Annotated in this window: 18 protein-coding genes and 1 tRNA gene; 16 read left to right on the top strand and 3 right to left on the bottom strand. The window is 71.4% G+C overall.

What is annotated here, in order from left to right:
* The first annotated feature begins 126 nt into the window (after positions 1-126).
* From mtrA to secA, 6 genes are all read left to right on the top strand, one after another.
* The gene (mtrA, locus tag DEJ13_RS11365; RefSeq protein WP_056126225.1) at positions 127-801 is read left to right on the top strand and encodes an MtrAB system response regulator MtrA; all 675 of its coding nucleotides are present in this window, start codon (positions 127-129) and stop codon (positions 799-801) included.
* A gap of 5 nt (positions 802-806) precedes the next feature.
* Positions 807-2,471 (top strand): MtrAB system histidine kinase MtrB, encoded by a 1,665-nt coding sequence (mtrB, locus tag DEJ13_RS11360; RefSeq protein WP_502868696.1) that lies wholly within the window; start codon positions 807-809, stop codon positions 2,469-2,471.
* Complete coding sequence (locus tag DEJ13_RS11355; RefSeq protein WP_111106646.1) at positions 2,468-4,162, top strand: LpqB family beta-propeller domain-containing protein; 1,695 nt, start codon at positions 2,468-2,470, stop codon at positions 4,160-4,162. The genes mtrB and DEJ13_RS11355 overlap by 4 nt, the downstream gene beginning before the upstream one ends.
* A gap of 98 nt (positions 4,163-4,260) precedes the next feature.
* Positions 4,261-4,932 carry a phosphoribosyltransferase family protein gene (locus tag DEJ13_RS11350; RefSeq protein WP_111106647.1) on the top strand — a complete coding sequence of 224 codons (672 nt, stop codon included), beginning with the start codon at positions 4,261-4,263 and terminating at the stop codon, positions 4,930-4,932.
* 228 nt (positions 4,933-5,160) lie between these two features.
* A complete protein-coding gene (gene hpf / locus DEJ13_RS11345) occupies positions 5,161-5,880 on the top strand; it encodes a ribosome hibernation-promoting factor, HPF/YfiA family (protein ID WP_056126234.1) in 720 nt (239 codons plus the stop codon).
* Between the two features lie 144 nt (positions 5,881-6,024).
* The gene (secA, locus tag DEJ13_RS11340; RefSeq protein WP_056126236.1) at positions 6,025-8,811 is read left to right on the top strand and encodes a preprotein translocase subunit SecA; all 2,787 of its coding nucleotides are present in this window, start codon (positions 6,025-6,027) and stop codon (positions 8,809-8,811) included.
* A gap of 219 nt (positions 8,812-9,030) precedes the next feature.
* On the opposite strand, the gene DEJ13_RS11335 is transcribed toward secA, so the two are convergent.
* Positions 9,031-9,507 (bottom strand): Rv3235 family protein, encoded by a 477-nt coding sequence (locus tag DEJ13_RS11335; protein ID WP_220037569.1) that lies wholly within the window; start codon positions 9,505-9,507, stop codon positions 9,031-9,033.
* 222 nt (positions 9,508-9,729) lie between these two features.
* Between DEJ13_RS11335 and DEJ13_RS11330 the strand changes: the two genes are divergently transcribed.
* Positions 9,730-11,229, top strand: coding sequence for a sensor histidine kinase (locus DEJ13_RS11330; protein WP_056126240.1), 1,500 nt, complete (start codon positions 9,730-9,732; stop codon positions 11,227-11,229).
* Between the two features lie 240 nt (positions 11,230-11,469).
* Here the strand turns inward: DEJ13_RS11330 and DEJ13_RS11325 are convergent, their stop codons facing one another.
* A complete protein-coding gene (locus DEJ13_RS11325) occupies positions 11,470-11,718 on the bottom strand; it encodes a WhiB family transcriptional regulator (protein ID WP_017888820.1) in 249 nt (82 codons plus the stop codon).
* 263 nt (positions 11,719-11,981) lie between these two features.
* On the opposite strand from DEJ13_RS11325, the gene DEJ13_RS11320 reads away from it, so the two are divergent.
* On the top strand, positions 11,982-12,416 hold the full coding sequence (locus DEJ13_RS11320) for a hypothetical protein (protein ID WP_056126242.1): 435 nt from the start codon (positions 11,982-11,984) through the stop codon (positions 12,414-12,416).
* 10 nt (positions 12,417-12,426) lie between these two features.
* On the opposite strand, the gene bcp is transcribed toward DEJ13_RS11320, so the two are convergent.
* Positions 12,427-12,897 (bottom strand): thioredoxin-dependent thiol peroxidase, encoded by a 471-nt coding sequence (gene bcp / locus DEJ13_RS11315; protein WP_111106648.1) that lies wholly within the window; start codon positions 12,895-12,897, stop codon positions 12,427-12,429.
* 111 nt (positions 12,898-13,008) lie between these two features.
* On the opposite strand from bcp, the gene DEJ13_RS11310 reads away from it, so the two are divergent.
* From DEJ13_RS11310 to DEJ13_RS11275, 8 genes are all read left to right on the top strand, one after another.
* Positions 13,009-13,084, top strand: a tRNA-Lys gene (locus tag DEJ13_RS11310).
* 98 nt (positions 13,085-13,182) lie between these two features.
* The gene (locus DEJ13_RS11305) at positions 13,183-13,620 is read left to right on the top strand and encodes a hypothetical protein (RefSeq protein ID WP_146245220.1); all 438 of its coding nucleotides are present in this window, start codon (positions 13,183-13,185) and stop codon (positions 13,618-13,620) included.
* Positions 13,617-14,075, top strand: coding sequence for a M48 family metalloprotease (locus DEJ13_RS11300; RefSeq protein ID WP_111106649.1), 459 nt, complete (start codon positions 13,617-13,619; stop codon positions 14,073-14,075). The genes DEJ13_RS11305 and DEJ13_RS11300 overlap by 4 nt, the downstream gene beginning before the upstream one ends.
* 55 nt (positions 14,076-14,130) lie before the next feature.
* Positions 14,131-15,057: a hypothetical protein gene (locus tag DEJ13_RS11295; RefSeq protein ID WP_111106650.1), complete on the top strand. Its 927-nt coding sequence runs from the start codon at positions 14,131-14,133 to the stop codon at positions 15,055-15,057.
* Complete coding sequence (locus DEJ13_RS11290) at positions 15,047-15,922, top strand: alpha/beta hydrolase (RefSeq protein WP_111106651.1); 876 nt, start codon at positions 15,047-15,049, stop codon at positions 15,920-15,922. The genes DEJ13_RS11295 and DEJ13_RS11290 overlap by 11 nt, the downstream gene beginning before the upstream one ends.
* Before the next feature lie 170 nt (positions 15,923-16,092).
* Positions 16,093-16,305 carry an SCO4848 family membrane protein gene (locus DEJ13_RS11285; protein WP_111106652.1) on the top strand — a complete coding sequence of 71 codons (213 nt, stop codon included), beginning with the start codon at positions 16,093-16,095 and terminating at the stop codon, positions 16,303-16,305.
* A 126-nt stretch (positions 16,306-16,431) separates the two neighbouring features.
* Positions 16,432-17,109, top strand: a complete 678-nt coding sequence (locus DEJ13_RS11280; protein WP_111106653.1) for a response regulator transcription factor — start codon at positions 16,432-16,434, stop codon at positions 17,107-17,109.
* Positions 17,102-18,439, top strand: coding sequence for a sensor histidine kinase (locus DEJ13_RS11275; protein WP_111106654.1), 1,338 nt, complete (start codon positions 17,102-17,104; stop codon positions 18,437-18,439). Before DEJ13_RS11280 ends, DEJ13_RS11275 begins: the two co-directional genes overlap by 8 nt.
* Positions 18,440-18,536 lie beyond the last annotated feature (97 nt).

The following is an 18,536-nucleotide window of genomic DNA, read 5'->3' as shown; positions in this document are numbered from 1 at the left end:
GGCCGCGCGGCACGGCGCGGACACGACCATCCTGGCGGAAAACCCGCCGCCGTGGGGCACTCGGCTATCGTGAAGGACACGTGCCCGGCCGGGTACGTCCGCATGCCACCGAAGAGTCCTCATCACATGACACCGCGCATCCTCGTCGTCGACGACGACCAGGCCCTCGCCGAGATGATCGGCATCGTCCTCCGTTCCGAGGGCTACGAGCCGGAGTTCAGCGCCGACGGCAACGACGCGGTCGACGCCTTCCACGCGACCAAGCCCGACCTGGTCCTGCTCGACGTGATGCTGCCCGGCATCGACGGCATCGAGGTCTGCCGCCGCATCCGTGCCGAGAGCGGGACGCCGATCATCATGCTCACCGCCAGGGGCGACACGTCCGACGTCGTCGCCGGGCTCGAGAACGGCGCCGACGACTACGTCGTGAAGCCCTTCAACCCGAAGGAGCTCGTCGCCCGCATCCGCACCCGGCTGCGTCCGGCGGCCTCGGACGCCACCGTGCTGCACGTGGGGGACCTCACCGTCGACGTCCCCGGGCACGAGGTCCGCCGCGGCGACGCCGTCATCGCGCTCACCCCGCTCGAGTTCGACCTGCTGCGTGCCCTCGCCGAGAAGCCCAACCAGGTCTTCACGCGCGAGATGCTGCTCGAACAGGTCTGGGGCTACCACTACAAGGCGGACACCCGACTGGTGAACGTGCACGTCCAGCGCCTCCGCGCGAAGATCGAGCACGACCCGGACGCCCCGCGCATCGTGACCACCGTCCGCGGCGTCGGCTACCGCGCCGGGGGAGCCTGAGTCCCGTGCCGCCGACGACCTCGGGCTCGTCGGGCCTGGGGCGCGTGCGCCGACGACTCCGACACTGGGCCAGACGGGGGTGGCGCGGGTTCGCGTTCCTGTGGCGGCGCTCCCTGATGGTCCGGTCCGTGGCGATCACCGTCGCCACGACCGGGCTCGCGGTTGCCGTCATCGGCACCGCGGTCATGCTGAGCATCTCGAGCAACGTCTACGCACAGCGGCGTGATCAGATCGAGGCCGAGTCCGCACGGGCCACGAACGTCGCGCAAGGGATCTTCGACGCCGCCACCGCGGCCGAGGACAACAACCAGTCCGAACTCGAGACGCTGCAGAACGAGGCGCAGCGCGCCATCCTGTCGAACACGACCAGCCCGGGCGGGACGAGCATCGCCATCGAGCGGTCCCCGGACCAGTCCACACCGCAGACGCTGCAGAACCGGGCGAGCCAGGAGTTCCCGGACGCCGTCATCACCGACGCGCTCCGGAGAGAAGTGGGCAAGAACACCGGCCGACTGCACCTGCAGGCCGTCCGCCTGGATGACGGCGGCCGACGGGAACCCGGCATCGTCGTCGGCTCGACGCTGCAGGTGCCGAGCGCCGGCCAGTACGAGCTGTACCTGGTCTACGACCTGTCGGACGCGCAGCAGACCCTCGACTTCGTCTCCCAGACACTGTCGATCGGCGGTGTGGCGCTCATCGTGCTCATCGCCTTGGTCACGTCGCTCGTCGTGCGGCTGGTGGTCGTGCCCATCCGCGGCGCCGCCGAGACGAGCCGCAAGATCGCGGCCGGGCGTCTGGACGAGCGCATCCCGGTGCGCGGGCAGGACGACGTCGCGACCCTGGCGCGCAGCTTCAACGGCATGGCGGACGCGGTCAGCCGACAGATCACCCAGCTCGCCGAGCTCTCCCGCGTCCAGCAGCGGTTCGTGTCCGACGTCTCGCACGAGCTCCGCACCCCCCTCACCACGATCCGGCTCGCCGGCGACGTGCTCTACGACGCGCGCCACGCCTTCGAGCCGGCGATCAGCCGGTCCGCCGAGCTCATGCACGACCAGATCGAGCGCTTCGAGCTGCTGCTGTCGGACCTGCTGGAGATCTCGCGCTACGACGCCCAGGCGGTCGAGCTCGAGACCGAGCTCGTCGTCCCGGCCGCGCTGACCACCGACATCGTCGACGAGTTCCGTCCGCTCGCCGAACGGGCCGGCGTGGAGCTGCGCCTGGCGACACCGGGCGGCCACACGACGATGCGACTCGACGCCCGCCGCATCCGCCGCATCCTCCGCAACCTGGTCGGCAACGCGATCGAGCACGGCGACGCCAAGCCCGTGCACGTCGTCGTCGACAGCGACGCCAGGACCGTGGCGATCGCCGTGCGCGACCACGGCGTCGGGATGCCCCCGGAGGACACCACCCGCGTGTTCGACCGGTTCTGGCGGGCCGACCCCAGCCGCAAGCGCACCATCGGCGGCACCGGGCTCGGCCTCGCGATCAGCCTGGGCGACGCCAAGCTCCACGGCGGCCGCATCGACGTCTGGTCCCGGCCCGGCGAAGGGTCGGCGTTCGTGCTGACCGTGCCGCGGCAGGGGCAGGAGCCGACGGCCACGTCCGCGATCCGGCTGCCCGAACTCGACGAGCCGTACGACGGCCCACGAGAGGACTCCTCCCGATGACCCGCACCGCCTCCCGCACCCGCCGCGTGCTCGCCGTCGTGCTCGCCGCCGTGACGCTCGTCGCGGTGTCGGCCTGCGCCGCGATCCCCACCGGCGGCCCGGTCCGCACCGGGCAGAGCCTCAAGGACGAGTCGGTGTCCGGCGTGGACTACCGCCCGAGTGCCCCCGAGGACGGCTCGAGCCAGAGCGCGATCCTGCGCGGGTTCGTGAACGCCGCCACGGGCGCGCAGGACAACTACGCCGTCGCCCGCGAGTTCCTCAGTGACTCGTTCGCCCAGAAGTGGAACCCGCGGCAGAGCACCACGATCCGGCAGGGCGACGGCGACGTCGAACAGGTCGGGGACCGCGAGCTGACCTACACGCTGACGGCGAGCGCGACGGTCGACGGAGACGGCGAGTACACCCAGGCCGTCCGCCCCACCTCGTCGACGCTGACCTTCCAGTTCACCAGGCAGGACGGCCAGTGGCGGATCAGCTACGCGCCGGACGGCATCATCCTCACCCCGGTCAGCTTCGGACAGGTGTTCCAGGCCCACGCCCTGTACTTCTACGACCCGACGTACCGGTACCTGGTGCCCGACGAACGCTGGTTCCTGGCCCGGTCGTCGACGAGCACCCGGATCGTCAGCGCCCTGCTCGCCGGTCCCGCCGACTGGATGAAGGGTGCCGTGCTCTCCTCGTTCCCCGAGGGCACCCAGCTCTCCCTGAACGCCGTGACCGTCGACAACGGCAGCGCGCAGGTCGACCTCTCCCAGGACGCACTCCGAGCGACCACCGTCGACCGCGTGCGGATGCGCGAACAGCTGGCCCGGTCGCTGTCCTCCGTGGCCACCGTGTCGTCGGTCCAGATCACCGCCGAGGGCACCACGTTCGCGGTCCCGGACTCGAGCGGCACCAGCGCGGTCGTCAACCCCGACGTCGACCCCCGGCCCCTCGTCGTGGACGGGAAGGCCGTCGGCTACGCGGCACCCGGCACGGGGGACGTGGCGAAGCTGGCCAGCGGGGTGGGCGACGCCGTCGCAGCGCTGTCCCCCGAGTCCGTCGCGATCACCGCGTCGGGGACCGACGTCGCGGTGGGCACCGACGCCGGGGTCTTCGTCGTGCAGAGCGGGAAGAAGCCCGTGCGCCTCACGGACAGCCAGGACCTCATCCCGCCGTCCGTCGACGACCAGGGCTTCGTCTGGACCGCGCAGTCGTCGAACCCGCGCACCATCACGGCGTGGGGCTTCCGCGGCGACCAGCACCAGGTGACCTCGACGCTGCCCGACGGCGAACTCGTGTCCTTCCAGGTGTCGCGCGACTCGACCAGGGCCCTCGCGCTGATCGACACCGACGGCGGGCCCGCCCTCTACGTGATGGCGATCGTGCGTGACTCGGACCGCACCCCGACGGCACTCGGCGCCCCGGTGCGGCTGCAGGCCGCGACGGGGACCGCCGTCGGGGCGACCTGGGTGAGCGACCTCGACGTGGCGTCGCTCGGCCAGGGCCCGAGCGGGCCGAGCATCGTCCGGTCCACGATCGGCGGCCAGGCGACCACCCTGCAGAAACCGGACGGCACCGCGAAGGCGATCGCGGGCGGCAGCGGGGGAGCGCTGCTGCTGCTGATGTCCGACGGGCAGGTCCTGCAGTCCGCCGGCGGCGGCTGGGACCGGACCGGCGTCACGGCGTCGGTGCTCGGCATCCAGCGCTGACGAGCAACCCTTCCTCCACAGCACGGGCAGACGGTTCCGCCGTCCACGGTTGCGTCGGGCGGGCCACCCGACGACGGTGCGGACGGGAGGCTCGGTGCATGACATCGACACCGCCCCCGTCCGACACCCGCTCCTGGTGGGCAGCCGTGGCCGCCGTGGTCGGCCTGTTCCTACCCGTCAGCTGTCTGGGCTGTGCGGCACCGGACCACGCGCTCTGCCCGCGGTGCCGCGCGGACCTCGCCGCGCGTCCCGGTCGCGTCCGTCTCGTCGCCGGGGCGCGTCTCGACGCCGCCTTCGAGTACGAGGGACTCGTGCGCACGCTGCTGCTCGAACTGAAGCTGCGCGGTCGGGTCGACGTCGCCACCCCACTCGGACGGCCCACCGCCGCCCTGGTGCGGCAGGCGCTCGCCGCGGCGCCACCGGGCACCCGCGTGCTCCGGGTGCCGCCGTCGCCCCGCGGGCGTCGGCGCCGGGGGTTCGACCCCGTCGTGCTGCTGCTCGGCCGCGGTGGGGTGCGCGGCACGGGCCGGCTGCGACGGGTTCGCGGCCGTCGAGCGGTCGGTGCCGGCGGGCAGAAGGAGCGCACCGCGCTCGAGCGGGTCGACGCCACCGTCGGCACGCTCCGGGCGGTCGGGGTGCAGGGCCGCGACGTCGTGCTCGTCGACGACGTCGTGACGACCGGGGTCACCATGGCCGAGGCCGTCCGTGCGGTCCGGGCCGCGGGCGGGCGGGTGGTGCGGTGCGTCGCGACCGCGAGCGTCGAGTCGTGAGGCCGCGACCGCTGTGCGCGACTCGCGACTCGCGACTCGCGACTCGCGAGGGTCGAGCGGTGCGTGTCGCCCGGGTGGACGCCCGGTGTCCACTGTGCATCCGGTGGGTGTCCGGCCGCAGTGTCGCGATGGCGTGACGCGGGCCGCGCCGCGGGTCTAGCGTGTCCCGTCAAGGCGTTGTTGGTCGCCGGATGGAGGCGACGCGCCGAAGTACGGATGGGAGCCGCCATGGACGTGACGATCACAGGCCGGAACGTCGGGATCACCGACCGATTCCGGACCTACGTCGAGCAGAAGTCCGACAAGATCGACGTGCTCGCCGACCGCGCCCTCGCCTTCGAGGTGCGCATCAGCCGCCACCACGAGAAGAGTGGCAGCAGTCAGGGCGAGGACCGCGTCGAGCTGACGCTGATCGGCCCCGGACCGCTCGTCCGCGCCGAGTCCGCGGCGTCGGACAAGTACGCGGCGTTCGACCTCGCCCTCGCACGGATGTCTGAGCGCTTGCGTCGGGCGCGCGACCGCAAGAAGGTGCACCGCGGGCGTCACCGTCCGACGTCGGTGGCCGAGGCCGCCGGGTCGGCGTTCGACGGGATGGACGTGGTGCCGGCCGACGGCAAGCTCATCGAGGACGTCGCGACGGGGTCGATCAGCGTCGTCGACGAAGAGGCGCGCGAGGAAGCGGACGAGGTCTACTCGCCGGTCGTCATCCGCGAGAAGGTGTTCGAGGCCGCCCCGATGACCGTCGACGACGCGCTCTACTACATGGAGCTCGTCGGACACGACTTCTACCTGTTCGTCGACGCCGAGACCCGTCGACCGAGCGTCGTCTACCGGCGCAAGGGCTGGGACTACGGCGTCATCGGACTCGACGGCACCGACACGGCCGATGCGTCCGCCGCCGCCGCGGCCCAGGGCACGCCGCAGGAAGCCGCCAGCGCGATCGCCTAGGCGCTGACCCCGATCGACACGGTGTGCGCGGTCCGACGACGGGCCGCGCACATCGCTGCTCCCAGCAGTCCGCCCCCGCGGGTTGCTAGCATGACTGGCTGATCGGCGCGCCACCCGCGCGCGACGACCCCGTAAGGAGTTCACGTGGCAAACGTGCTGGAGAAGGTCCTCCGCATCGGTGAAGGGCGCACCCTCCGTCGGCTGAAGGCGTACGCCTCGGCCATCAACGACCTCGAGGACGACTTCGCGAGCCTCACCGACGAGGAGCTCCAGGACGAGACCAAGGAGCTCCGCGAGCGGTACGCCAACGGCGAGACCCTCGACGACCTCCTGCCCGAGGCCTTCGCCGCCGTGCGCGAGGCCTCCAAGCGCACCCTGGGCATGCGGCACTTCGACGTGCAGCTCATGGGTGGCGCCGCACTGCACCTCGGCAACATCGCCGAGATGAAGACCGGTGAGGGCAAGACCCTCGTCGCCACGACGGCCGCCTACCTCAACGCGATCCCGTCCCGCGGCGTGCACGTCATCACCGTCAACGACTTCCTGGCGTCGTACCAGTCCGAACTCATGGGCCGCGTGTTCCGCGCACTCGGCATGACCACGGGCTGCATCGTGTCCAACCAGTCGCCGCCCGAGCGTCGCGAGCAGTACGCCGCCGACATCACCTACGGCACGAACAACGAGTTCGGCTTCGACTACCTCCGCGACAACATGGCGTGGCAGGCGGCCGACATGGTCCAGCGCGGCCACTTCTTCGCGATCGTCGACGAGGTCGACTCGATCCTCATCGACGAGGCCCGCACGCCGCTCATCATCTCCGGACCGTCCTCGGGGGAAGCGAACAGGTGGTTCACCGAGTTCGCGTCGATCGCCGGTCGGCTCACCGCCGGCGAGGACTTCGAGGTCGACGAGAAGAAGCGCACCGTCGGCGTGCTCGAGCCCGGCATCGAGAAGGTCGAGGACTACCTCGGCATCGACAACCTCTACGAGTCGGCCAACACGCCGCTGATCTCGTTCCTCAACAACGCCATCAAGGCCGACGCCCTGTTCAAGCGCGACAAGGACTACGTCGTGATGAACGGCGAGGTCCTCATCGTCGACGAGCACACGGGCCGCATCCTCATGGGCCGCCGCTACAACGAGGGCATCCACCAGGCCATCGAGGCGAAGGAGGGCGTCGAGGTCAAGGCGGAGAACCAGACCCTCGCCACCGTGACCCTGCAGAACTACTTCCGGCTCTACCAGAAGCTCTCGGGCATGACCGGTACCGCCGAGACCGAAGCGGCCGAGTTCATGTCGACGTACAAGCTCGGCGTGGTCGCGATCCCGACGAACCGTCCGATGCAGCGCCGCGACCAGACCGACCTCGTCTACAAGAACGAGCAGGCGAAGTTCGAGCAGGTCGCCAACGACATCGAGGAGCGCCACGAGAAGGGCCAGCCCGTCCTCGTCGGCACCACCAGCGTCGAGAAGTCCGAGTACCTCTCCAAGCTGCTCGCCAAGAAGGGCGTCAAGCACGAGGTCCTCAACGCGAAGAACCACGCGCGTGAAGCCGCGATCGTGGCCCAGGCCGGTCGCCTCGGCGCGGTCACCGTCGCCACCAACATGGCCGGTCGTGGTACCGACATCATGCTCGGCGGCAACGCGGAGTTCCTCGCGGTGCAGGAGATGCACGCGAAGGGCCTGTCGCCGACCGAGACCCCGGACGAGTACGAAGCCGCCTGGGACGAGGTGTTCGCAAGCCAGAAGGCCATCGTCGAGGAAGAGGGCGACAAGGTCCGCGACGCCGGCGGGCTCTACGTCCTCGGCACCGAGCGCCACGAGTCCCGCCGCATCGACAACCAGCTGCGCGGTCGTTCCGGCCGTCAGGGTGACCCGGGCGAGAGCCGGTTCTACCTGTCGCTCACCGACGACCTGATGCGCCTGTTCAACTCCGGTGCCGCCGAGAGCCTCATGGGCCGGTCGAACGTGCCGGACGACCTGGCCATCGAGAACAAGCTCGTCGGCCGGGCGATCCGCTCCGCACAGTCCCAGGTCGAGGGCCGCAACGCCGAGATCCGCAAGAACGTCCTGAAGTACGACGACGTCCTGAACCGCCAGCGCGAAGCGATCTACAGCGACCGCCGTCACATCCTCGAGGGCGACGACCTGCACGAGCGCACGCAGTCGTTCCTGAAGAGCGTGGTCGACGACGTGATCGACACCCACACCGGCGAGGGCTCGCCGGACGACTGGGACCTCGACGCGATGTGGACCGAGCTGGGCACGCTGTACCCGATCTCGATCACCATCGACGAGGTCATCACCGAAGCCGGCTCGAAGGGCAAGGCGACGCGGGAGTTCCTCGGCCGCGAGATCCTCTCGGACGCTCAGCTCGCCTACTCGCAGCGCGAGGAGAGCCTCGGCGAGGAAGCGATGCGGGAGCTCGAGCGCCGCGTGGTCCTCTCCGTGGTCGACCGCCGCTGGCGCGATCACCTGTACGAGATGGACTACCTCAAGGACGGCATCGGCCTGCGTGCGATGGCGCAGCGCGACCCGCTGGTCGAGTACCAGCGCGAGGGCTACGCCCTGTTCCAGAGCATGATGGGCCAGATCCGCGAGGAGTCAGTCGGGTTCCTGTTCAACCTCGAGGTCCAGGTGCAGTCCGACGGCGAGAACGCAGTCATCGAGGCGAAGGGCCTCTCCGAAGAGGAGACCCCGGGTCTCGAGTACTCCGCGCCGTCGATCGACGGCGAGGTCGAGGTCCGCGACGAGCGCGGTCGTCTCGAGCAGGCCGCCACCGCTCTCGCACAGCGCGCCCAGGCCGAGGAAGAAGCGGCCGCGATGCCCGAGAAGGGCTCCGCGTTCGGCTCGGCGGCGACCGCCACCGGCCAGGCGACGTCCACGGCGAACAACCGCGCCGACCGTCGACAGGCAGCCAAGAAGGGCTGACCCGTCCACACGACCGACCACGTCGGGCCCGGTGCCGTCAGGTACCGGGCCCGACGTCCGTCTGCCCGGTGGTCGTCCGTCGATCCCGGTCGTCTCCTGGCCGCCGCCGCATCCGGCCGCTCTGGAGGCCCGGTGCCCGCCCGGCGGACCGGCACCGGGCCTCCAGACGGTCGCGTCGGACGTGTCCGCGCACGCTCCGGACCATCCGGCAGAGCGTCGTCAGAGCATGCCGATCGCGGTGGCTCGCCAGCGCCCGGCGCGGACCTCGAGCCGGATCGCCACGGCGCGGGCGTGTGACCGTGTGTGCACCACGACGCTCACCTCGGCCACGCCGTCGACCGGGAGGCTGACGACGGCGCTGCCGACCCGGATGGACGCGCGTCGGCCGCGGTGGCGCGTCGCCGACCGTGCACGCGCGGCGTAGGCGGCACGCTGCTGGAGGTGTCGGTGGACGTCCTCGGTGATCCAGCGCGCGATGCTGTCGACCTCGCGGGCTCCGCTGAGGATCTCCGCGACGCAGAGGGCGAGCGCCTTCGCGGTGACGGCCGGGTCATCGAGGGTGCGGGGAGCCGGATCGCCCGGTCGACCGACGACCGGCCCGACCAGTCCGACCGGCCCGACCGGTTCGACCGGCCCGACCGGCCCGACCTGCCCGTCCGGCTCGAGGGGCTCGACCAGGTCGCCGCCCCCGCCCACGACCGCGTCGTCCGGGAGCCTCGGTACCCCCGGCGCCCCCGGTGCCCCCACTCCACACGCTTCGCCCTCTGCGTCGTCATCGATCCGCTGTGCTTCCCGCGCCACCCCGGCCCCTTCCATCGGAGACCGAGCGTATGGTGAATGCAACATTCGGATTTCACCAGGTGTTCACCTGTGGATGGAGGTCATTTCTCCACAGGCCGCCGCACCTAGACTGATCCGGTGTCGACACTCAGTGATCTCGTCCTCGCACAAGGCCGGTCCTCCGAAGCGGACGTGGAGTGGCTCCACCTCCTCGTCGGGGACTGGCAACTGCTCGCCGACCTGTCGTTCGCGGACATGGTGCTCTGGGTCCCCACCGCCGAGGACGGGTCGTTCGTCGCTGTCGCCCACGCGCGGCCGTCGTCCGCTGCGACGCTCTTCTACCGCGACATCGTCGGGCAGGAGATCCGCGAGGAGTGGCGCGACCAGGTGACCGAGAGCTTCGGCAGCTCGCGCGTGACGGACTCGGCGGAGCCCGACTGGTACGAGGACACCCCGACCCGCGTGCGGGCGATCCCGGTGCTGCGTCGGCTCAGCCCGAAGAGCAAGCAGACGACCGACCGTCCGATCGCCGTCGTCACCCGGCACTCGAACCAGGACGAGTCCCGCACCCCCAGCCGGCAGGAGCTCAACTTCACCGCGAGCGCGAACGACCTGTTCGGGATGATCGCCACGGGGGACTTCCCGGACCTCGGGGCACCGGCCGGTCCGCGCCGAGGCGCCCCACGAGCAAGCGACGGTCTGATCCGACTCGACACGAACGGCATCGTGACGTTCGCCAGCCCGAACGGCCTCAGCGCGTTCAACCGGATGGGCTTCGAGGAAGAGCTCGAGCGGAAGTCCCTGGCCGAGGTCACCACCGAGCTCCTCGGGCAGCAGCTCGACGTCGACGAGTCCCTGCCGCTCGTGGTCACCGGACGTGCCCCGTGGCGGGCGGACATCGAGTCGAAGGGCGTCACCGTCACGCTCCGCTCGATCCCGCTGCGTGACCACGGTGAGCGGATCGGCGCCGTGGTGCTCTGCCGCGACGTCACCGAGATGCGGCACCAGGAGCGTGAGCTCATCACGAAGGACGCGACGATCCGCGAGATCCACCACCGCGTCAAGAACAACCTGCAGACCGTGGCGTCGCTGCTGCGCATCCAGGCGCGGCGCACGCACTCCGACGAGGCGCGGACGTCGCTGCAGAACGCCATGCGTCGTGTGGCGGCGATCGCCGTCGTGCACGACACCCTGTCGACCGGGCTCAGCCAGAACGTCGACTTCGACGAGGTCTTCGACTCGGTGCTCAAGCTCGTGACCGAGGTCGCGGCGTCGCACAACACCACGGTGCACCCGAAGAAGACGGGGGAGTTCGGGGTGCTGCCCTCCGAGGCTGCCACGCCGCTCGCGCTCGGGCTCACCGAACTCGTGACGAACGCGGTGGAGCACGGCCTGGACGGGCGCGACGGCGAGGTCGAGATTGTCGCCCACCGGTCGGACGACCACCTGTCGATCCAGGTGCGCGACAACGGCGTGGGCCTGCCGGAGGGCAAGGTCGGCTCCGGCCTGGGCACGCAGATCGTCCGGACGCTCATCCAGGGCGAGCTCGGCGGCACGATCGACTGGCACACGCTGACCGGCAGCGGGACCGAGGTCACGATCTCCATCCCGTTCCGGTGGGAGACCGCGGCAGCGTAGGCCCCGTCATGGTGCGGACCGACAGCGCACCGGGAGCCGGACAGGACACCGCGCCGATGTGCGGTGTCGTGTCCGTCCCGCGGTGCGGTACGGAGCTGACCACCTGGAGGCCCGGTGCGTGTCCGGCGGGCCGGCACCGGGCCTCCAGACGGTCGCCGCTCCGGGCACGACGACGCCCGCCGTGCCCCGAGGGGCGCGACGGGCGTCGAGGGTCAGTGCTGGTCGGTCAGTGCTGCGGTGTCAGGATGCGCGACGCGCGCGAGCGGCGCGGCGCTTCAGGGCACGACGCTCGTCTTCACTGAGGCCGCCCCAGACGCCGGAGTCCTGGTTGTTCTCGAGGGCGTACTGCAGACACATCTCGGTGACGGTGCACCGTGCGCACACCGACTTGGCCTTCTCGATCTGGTCAACAGCCGGCCCGGTGTTCCCGACGGGGAAGAAGAGCTCGGGGTCCGCGGTGAGGCACGCTGCCTTGTCACGCCAGTCCATGTGGTGGTGCTCCTTGATGTCGATGCTCGAACGGCAGGCCGGGGCCGTGGTTCGGGGCTCGAGGACTCTGCACATGCTCATGTGACGTACGGGAGGATCCTGTGGGGAGGAAACCGTGCGGGGAGAGTCCGACGCCCGCAGATGCTCGGGGGAGGAGCATCGAACCACGGGAGACGCACACCACATCGTGCCGTCCAAACGACCTCGGACATCGTTCCATACTGATATGGCCAAATCAAGGGTTGCAATGCTGGAGGAACACTGTGTCTGAGCCCACCTCGAACTCGTACGACCCCGTCGAGCCGCGTCGCGAGCCCCGCTCCCGGGCGATGCTCGTGCTGCTCGCGGTCGTCGCGCTGGAGTTCGCGGCCCTGGTGGTGGCGACGGTGGTCCTGCTGGTCGAGGTGGTGGTCTCGCCCGCCTCGAGCCTGGCCTCCGGCATCGCGCTCACGGTCCTGACGGCGATCGCTGCGCTCTGGCTCGGCTCGATGCTCGTCGGGCTCTGGCGCCGCCGCCCCTGGGTGCGCAGCGGCATCATCGTGTGGCAGGTCCTGCAGGGGGCGCTCGCGATCGGCGCGTTCCAGGGCGTCTTCCGCGTGCCGTCGGTCGGGTGGGCACTGCTGCTGCCCGCCCTGGTCGCGATCACGTTGGTGCTGTCGAAGTCGGTGACGGCCGCGCTGGCCCGTCGCGTGGAGTAGACGACACCGCTCAGACCAGGCCGAGCTTCTTCCGCAGACTCGCGACGTGCCCCGTCGCCTTGACGTTGTAGAGCGGGAGCTCGACGCGGCCGTCCTCGTCGACGACGATCGTCGAGCGGATGGTGCCCGTGACGACCTTGCCGTAGTTGTTCTTCTCGCCCCAGGCTGCGTACGCCCGGTGCACGGCCAGGTCCGGGTCGCTCAGCAGCGGGAAGGTCAGCGCCTGTTCGTGCTGGAACCGCTTGAGGGCGGGGAGCTCGTCCTTGGACACGCCCAGGACCTCGTAGCCGGCGGCCTGCAGCGACGACATGTTGTCGCGGAAGTCGCACGCCTCGGTGGTGCAGCCCGGGGTCGACGCCGCGGGGTAGAAGTACACGATGACCTTGCGCCCGCGCAGCGCTCCGAGGGTGTGTTCGGCGCCGTCCTGGTCCTGCAGCGTGAAGTCGGGTGCGGTGTCGCCGGGGGTGAGGCGGTCGGTCATGGTGCTCCTGTTCGGTCGGTGCCCGCAGGTGTTCTCGGGCACGCGAAACCCATGCTATTGTTGATTCCCGTTGCGGCACACACCACAACGAAGCCCAGGCAACACGGGCATGCACCTCTAGCTCAATTGGCAGAGCAACTGACTCTTAATCAGTGGGTTCTCGGTTCAAGTCCGAGGGGGTGCACCACGAACAAGGAACCCTCGCTCCGGCGGGGGTTCCCGTGTATCCGAGGGGTTGCGTCTGCACAGGCGGTGTCCCCGAGGCGGTCCGGGGGGGGAAGCATGATGACACGGGAACCCAAGGGTGGTGCCCTCGACGCCGCAGAGCTCGCTCGCCGTCTCAACCTGCTGCTCGACTTCGAGGAGTCCCAGCGCGGGACCCCGGTGCCGTTCTCCGCGATCGAGGAGTACATCGACGCCCGCGGCGGGTCGCTCTCGCGGGCCAAGTGGACGTACATGCTCTCCGGCGACGGACGCCGCAACCGGGACACCGCCCTGTTGCAGCTGCTGGCCGGGTTCTTCGAGGTCGACGAGCGCTTCCTGCTCGAGGACAGTGACGTCCCCGAGCGCATCGGCGCCCAGCTCGCCCTCGTCCGCTCGCTCCGGTCGGCCCGGGTCAGCGGCTTCGCGGCACGGACGTTCCCCGGCGAGCTGTCGCCCGAGGCCCTGCGGCGGATCGCCTCCGTGATCGAGGAAGAGTCGCAGCGGGGGATCGTGCCGTGACCGGCCATGTCGCGCGCTTCTGGGAACGGGGCCGCGCCGAAGGGTGGTCGAGCGTCGACCAGGCCGTCGCCGCCGCGGCGCAGGTCGTCGGCAAGCCGATCGTCGTCCGCGAAGAGGCGTTCCTCGCTGCCGAGCCGGTCTGCGGCTTCGTCGCCACGCTCGAACACCAGCACCTCATCATGATCTCGCCGACCCCGTCCACGACGTTCCGCTCGTTCGTCATCGGACACGAGCTCGGCCACGTGCTGCACGCCCACCACGAGGCCTCGGCGCAGTCGGCGTACATCCGCGACGTCATCCCGGACCTGCCCGAGTACAAGGTTGAGCGCGCGATGGCCCGGGGGCTGTTCGAGAACGAGTTCGAGCGCGAGGCCGAGCTGTTCGCCGACGAGCTCGCGGCGTTGATCCGCGACCACCGCGGTCGGCCCAGCGCCTTCCGCGGCGTGTTCGGATGACCGGACAGCCGCGGGTGCGGACCTGGCTCGACGCCACGGTGACGGGAACGCTCCGGTGATCCTGGCCGTCGTCCAGGCCGTCCTGCTCGTCGCCGGCGCCGTCGTGCTCTTCGTCCTGCAGCGCGGCCAGGACCGCACCCTCGCCGTCACGTTCCTGCTGTTCTGCGCCACGATCGTCACGAACGTCGACCCGCTGTACCGGTGGCTCGACCCGCTGTTCGGCGGGTTCAACGTCGTGACCGTGGTCAGCGACTGCCTGATGATCGCCGGGACGAGCACGCTGCTGTGGGGCGTGGCCAAGGCCGTCGGCGCTGCGGGCCCCTGGCTGCGCAACGCGATCATCGTGTCCTGTGCGGTCGTCGGTGTCGTGATCGTCACTGCGTTCGCCGTGCTCGACAAGCCCCCGACCACGACGACGTTCATGCTCGACGCCGGCGACCACCCGTCCGCGGCGGTGTACTCGATCGCGCAGACCGTCTACCTCGGTGTCGCGCTCGGCGCCACCGGGGTCATCTGCGTCCTGCACCTGCGCGAAGCCCGCGTCCGGACGGACCTCGTCGGGCTGTGGGTGCTCGTCGTCGGCGGGGCGTTCGGTGTCGTCCGCATGGTCGTCGTCGTGGTGATGGACCTGGCCCACGTGCTGGGGGACCTGTCCCTCCTCCGAACGCTCTCGCTGCCGTACGACGTCCTGACTCCCGGCGCGGTGGTCTTCGTCGCGACCGGCATGCTGCTCCTGGTCATCGGCCACCGGGTCGCCCAGGCCCGCCGATCGCGGCACGTCGAGCGCGCCATCGCGACCCTGGCACCCCTGCACGCCCGGCTCGGCAGCGACAACGAGTACCCGGCCACCGACGACCCGGCAACGCGACTCAGCCGGCTCATCGTCGAGATCAACGACGGGGTCCGCAGCACCCGGGCGTCCCTGAGCGACCGCGAACGCGCCGTGCTCGCCCACGCCGAGGCCGCGCTCGATGTCACGTAGGACACGGCGCGGTGCCGCGACAGCACTGGGCATCACGGTCGGCCTCGCCGCCACGGCGGTCGCGACCCTGGCGTTCGTCGCCCGACGTGCGGCGGCGCTGTACCCGGCCCCGGCGACCGAGCCGGCGCCGATGCTCCGGCGGGTCGCGGTCCCCGACGCCGCCGGCCAGGACCTGCCCGGCTGGGTGACCCCCGCCGTCGGTGCCGGCACCCGGTGGGCGGTGGCACTGCCCGGCCTCGGCTCGCATCCGCTCCGGCACCAGGAGATCGCCCCCGCCCTGGCCGAGCACGGCCTGACCTGTCTGTTCGCAGCGCACTCGGCACGGTGGCCGGCCCGTCGCCACGGGTTCGGGGAGCGTGAGACCGACGAGGCCCTCGCCTGGCTCCGCTTCGCCGCCGCGTCGGGCGCGCAGGAGGTCGTCCTGTTCGGCTGGTCCTTCGGCGCGCTCCTCTGGCTCCGCGTGCTCGACCGCGCGGGCCCGCTGCCGGTCGCGGTCCGGGCGGTGGTGCTCACGGGGCCGCTCACCGACTGGGTCCAAACCATCGCGCACGGCGTCGGCGGTGGCCGGCTCGGTCGTGCCCTCGGCCACGGGGTGCTCGCGCTGCTCGCGGTGCCCGGGCTGGCTCGACTCGCAGGCCAGCCCGTGCCGCTGCGGGTCCGGCCGCCGGTCGTCACCGGCGCGACGATGCCGCTCCTCGTCGTGCACAGCGCCGCCGACCGCACCGTCCCACTGGCGACGAGTCGTGCGCTCGTCCGGGCTTGGTCGGGGCCGGCGCGGCTCCGTGTCGTGGCCGGCGCGCGCCACGGTGGGGAGCGCGACGGTGACCCGAACGGGTGGCTCGACGACGTCTCGACCACCGTGTAGTGTCTGTAGCAATTGCTACATCCGTGTGGTGATCGCCGGTGGGACTCGGCCGCGTTGGGGGCGGCCGAGCGCCGCCGCTGGCCGTGTGCAGTGCGCTGCCGATCGCTGTGCGCTGCCGATCGCTGTGCACGGGCACCGGCCGCTCCAGCCCCGCTCGGTAGGATCATCCGGTGCTCGTCTTCGCCGCAGTCGTCCTGTTCATCGGTGCCCTCTTCAACGTGGTCGCCTGGCCGCGCTTCTTCCAGCGGGTCGCGAAGGACACCCGGGCCCGTGACGCATCCGGCCGCCCGACCACGTTCTACCGCGTGCACCTGGTCCTGCTGCTCGTCGCGATGGCGATCACCCTCGCCTCGGTGATCGCGGGGATCCTGCTGCTGGTCTGACCGGCGCTCGACGCGACCGAGTGACGGACGGGAGGCCCGTGGCGGCGCCGCCACGGGCCTCCCGTCCGATGCGGCGTGCGCCGCCACTTCAGCGGCGCTTCAGCGCCGCACGACAGACTGCCCTCCATGCGTGTCCTGGTGGTCGATGACGAGGTCCGGCTGGCGGACGGCGTCCGACGGGGTCTCGAGGCCGAGGGCTGGGCCGTGGACGTGGCACACGACGGCGTCGACGGGCTGTGGCACGCGCGGGAGTTCGACTACGACGCGATCGTCCTCGACCTGATGATGCCGGGGCTCAGCGGATGGGCTGTCTGCGCGCAGCTCCGCGCCGACCAGGACTGGACCCCGGTGCTCATGCTCACCGCCAAGGACGGGGAGTGGGACCAGGTCGAGGCACTCGACGCCGGGGCCGACGACTACGTCACCAAGCCGTTCTCCCACCCGGTGCTCGTCGCACGGCTCCGTGCCCTGGTGCGGCGCGGCGCGCGGGAGCGTCCGAGCGTCCTGACCGTCGGCGACCTCGTGCTGGACCCCGCTGCCCGGACCGTTCACCGCGGTGACGTCGCGCTCGACCTGACCAGCCGGGAGTTCGCGGTCCTCGAGTTCTTGGTGCGACGAGCCGGGCAGGTCTGTTCGAAGCGGCAGGTGATCGACAACGTGTGGGACGTCGACTTCGACGGGGACCCGAACATCGTCGAGGTGTACGTCGGGCACCTGCGCCGCAAGGTCGACCGGCCGTTCGGGCGGGCCACGATCGAGACGGTGCGCGGCGCCGGGTACCGGTTGGCAGTGGCCGATGCCTGAGGGTGCGCAGCGCGCTGCGCCGTCGTGGCCGCGGAGCGTCCGCGCCAGGACCACTCTCGCGGCGGTGCTGCTGGTGCTGGCGGCGCTGGTCGTGGGCTCCGTGGTGTTCGTCACCGTGCTCCGCCTGGTGCTGCTCGACGGCGTCCGGAGCACCGCCGAGAGCGGTCTCGAGCAGGCCACGGCCCGGGTCGAGGCTGACGGCGCGCGTGCCGTCGACGGCTACGACGAGGTCCTGGTGCAGGTCGTTGGCCGTGGCGGCCGCGTCCTGGCGCACGGGGACGACGCCGACCCGCCCGCGCTGCCGACGGCCGACGAGTCGCGGTGGTCGGACGACGGCGACCGGTGGTTGCTCGTCGCCGACGACGTCGACCTGCCGGACGGCACCGAGGCGACCGTCGTCTTCGGTGCCTCGCTCGACGCGGCCGACACGGCGACCACCACCGTGGTGACGCTGCTCGGCGTCGGGGTGCCCGTCCTCGTCCTGCTCATGGGTGTCGGCACCTGGGTCGTCGTGGGGCGCTCACTCCGCCCCGTCGAGCGGATCCGGCGGCAGGTCGCGGAAGTCGGGGGAGCGTCCCGCGGAGCCAGGGTCGCCGTTCCGGGGACGGAGGACGAGGTCGCCCGGCTGGCCGCCACGATGAACGACATGCTCGAGCGGCTGGACCGCTCGGCGGCGGCGCAGCGGCGCTTCGTGTCGGACGCATCGCACGAGCTGCGCTCCCCGATCGCCTCGGTCCGGCAGCACGCCGCAGTCGCCAGGGCGCACCCCGACCGCGTCGACCTCGTCGAGCTCGCCGACGTCGTGTCGGCTGAGAACGACCGTCTCGCCGCGCTCGTCGACGGGCTGCTCGAGCTCTCGCGGCTCGACGAGCGCCGAGCAGTGGAGGGACGCCCGGTGGACCTCGACGACCTCGCCCTGGCGGAGGTCGCGCGCGTGCGGTCGGCGGGTCTCGTCGCGGTGGACGGTTCGGGGATCGGACCCGCGCGGGTCCTCGGCGACGAGCGGCTGCTCGGACGGGTGGTCCGGAACCTCGTGGACAACGCCGTCCGGCACGCGGATGGTCGGGTCGCCGTCGGGGTGCGCACCGTGGGCGACACAGCCGAGGTCGTCGTCGACGACGACGGGAGCGGGATCGCGCCGGCGGAGCGCGAGCGGGTCTTCGACCGGTTCGTCCGGCTGGACGAGGCCCGCAGCCGCGACGAGGGCGGATCGGGACTCGGGCTCGCGATCGTGCGGGACGCGGTCCGGGCGCACGGCGGGAGCGTGCGCGTCGAGGACGCCCCTGGCGGCGGCGCACGGTTCGTCGTCCGGCTCCCGCGCAGCGACTGACCTCCGGGTGCAGGCGGCGCCGGACGCACTCGGCACCGGAGCCGTGCAGAGTCGGGCCCTCGGCGTCCACCGTCCGGCCAGCTCGCTTCAGGTCTGC

It is taken from the genome of Curtobacterium sp. MCLR17_007 (genome assembly GCF_003234655.2).
GTDB lineage: Bacteria > Actinomycetota > Actinomycetes > Actinomycetales > Microbacteriaceae > Curtobacterium.
Note: the sequence above shows the minus strand (reverse complement) of the source record. Positions and strands in the feature narration are given on the sequence as shown.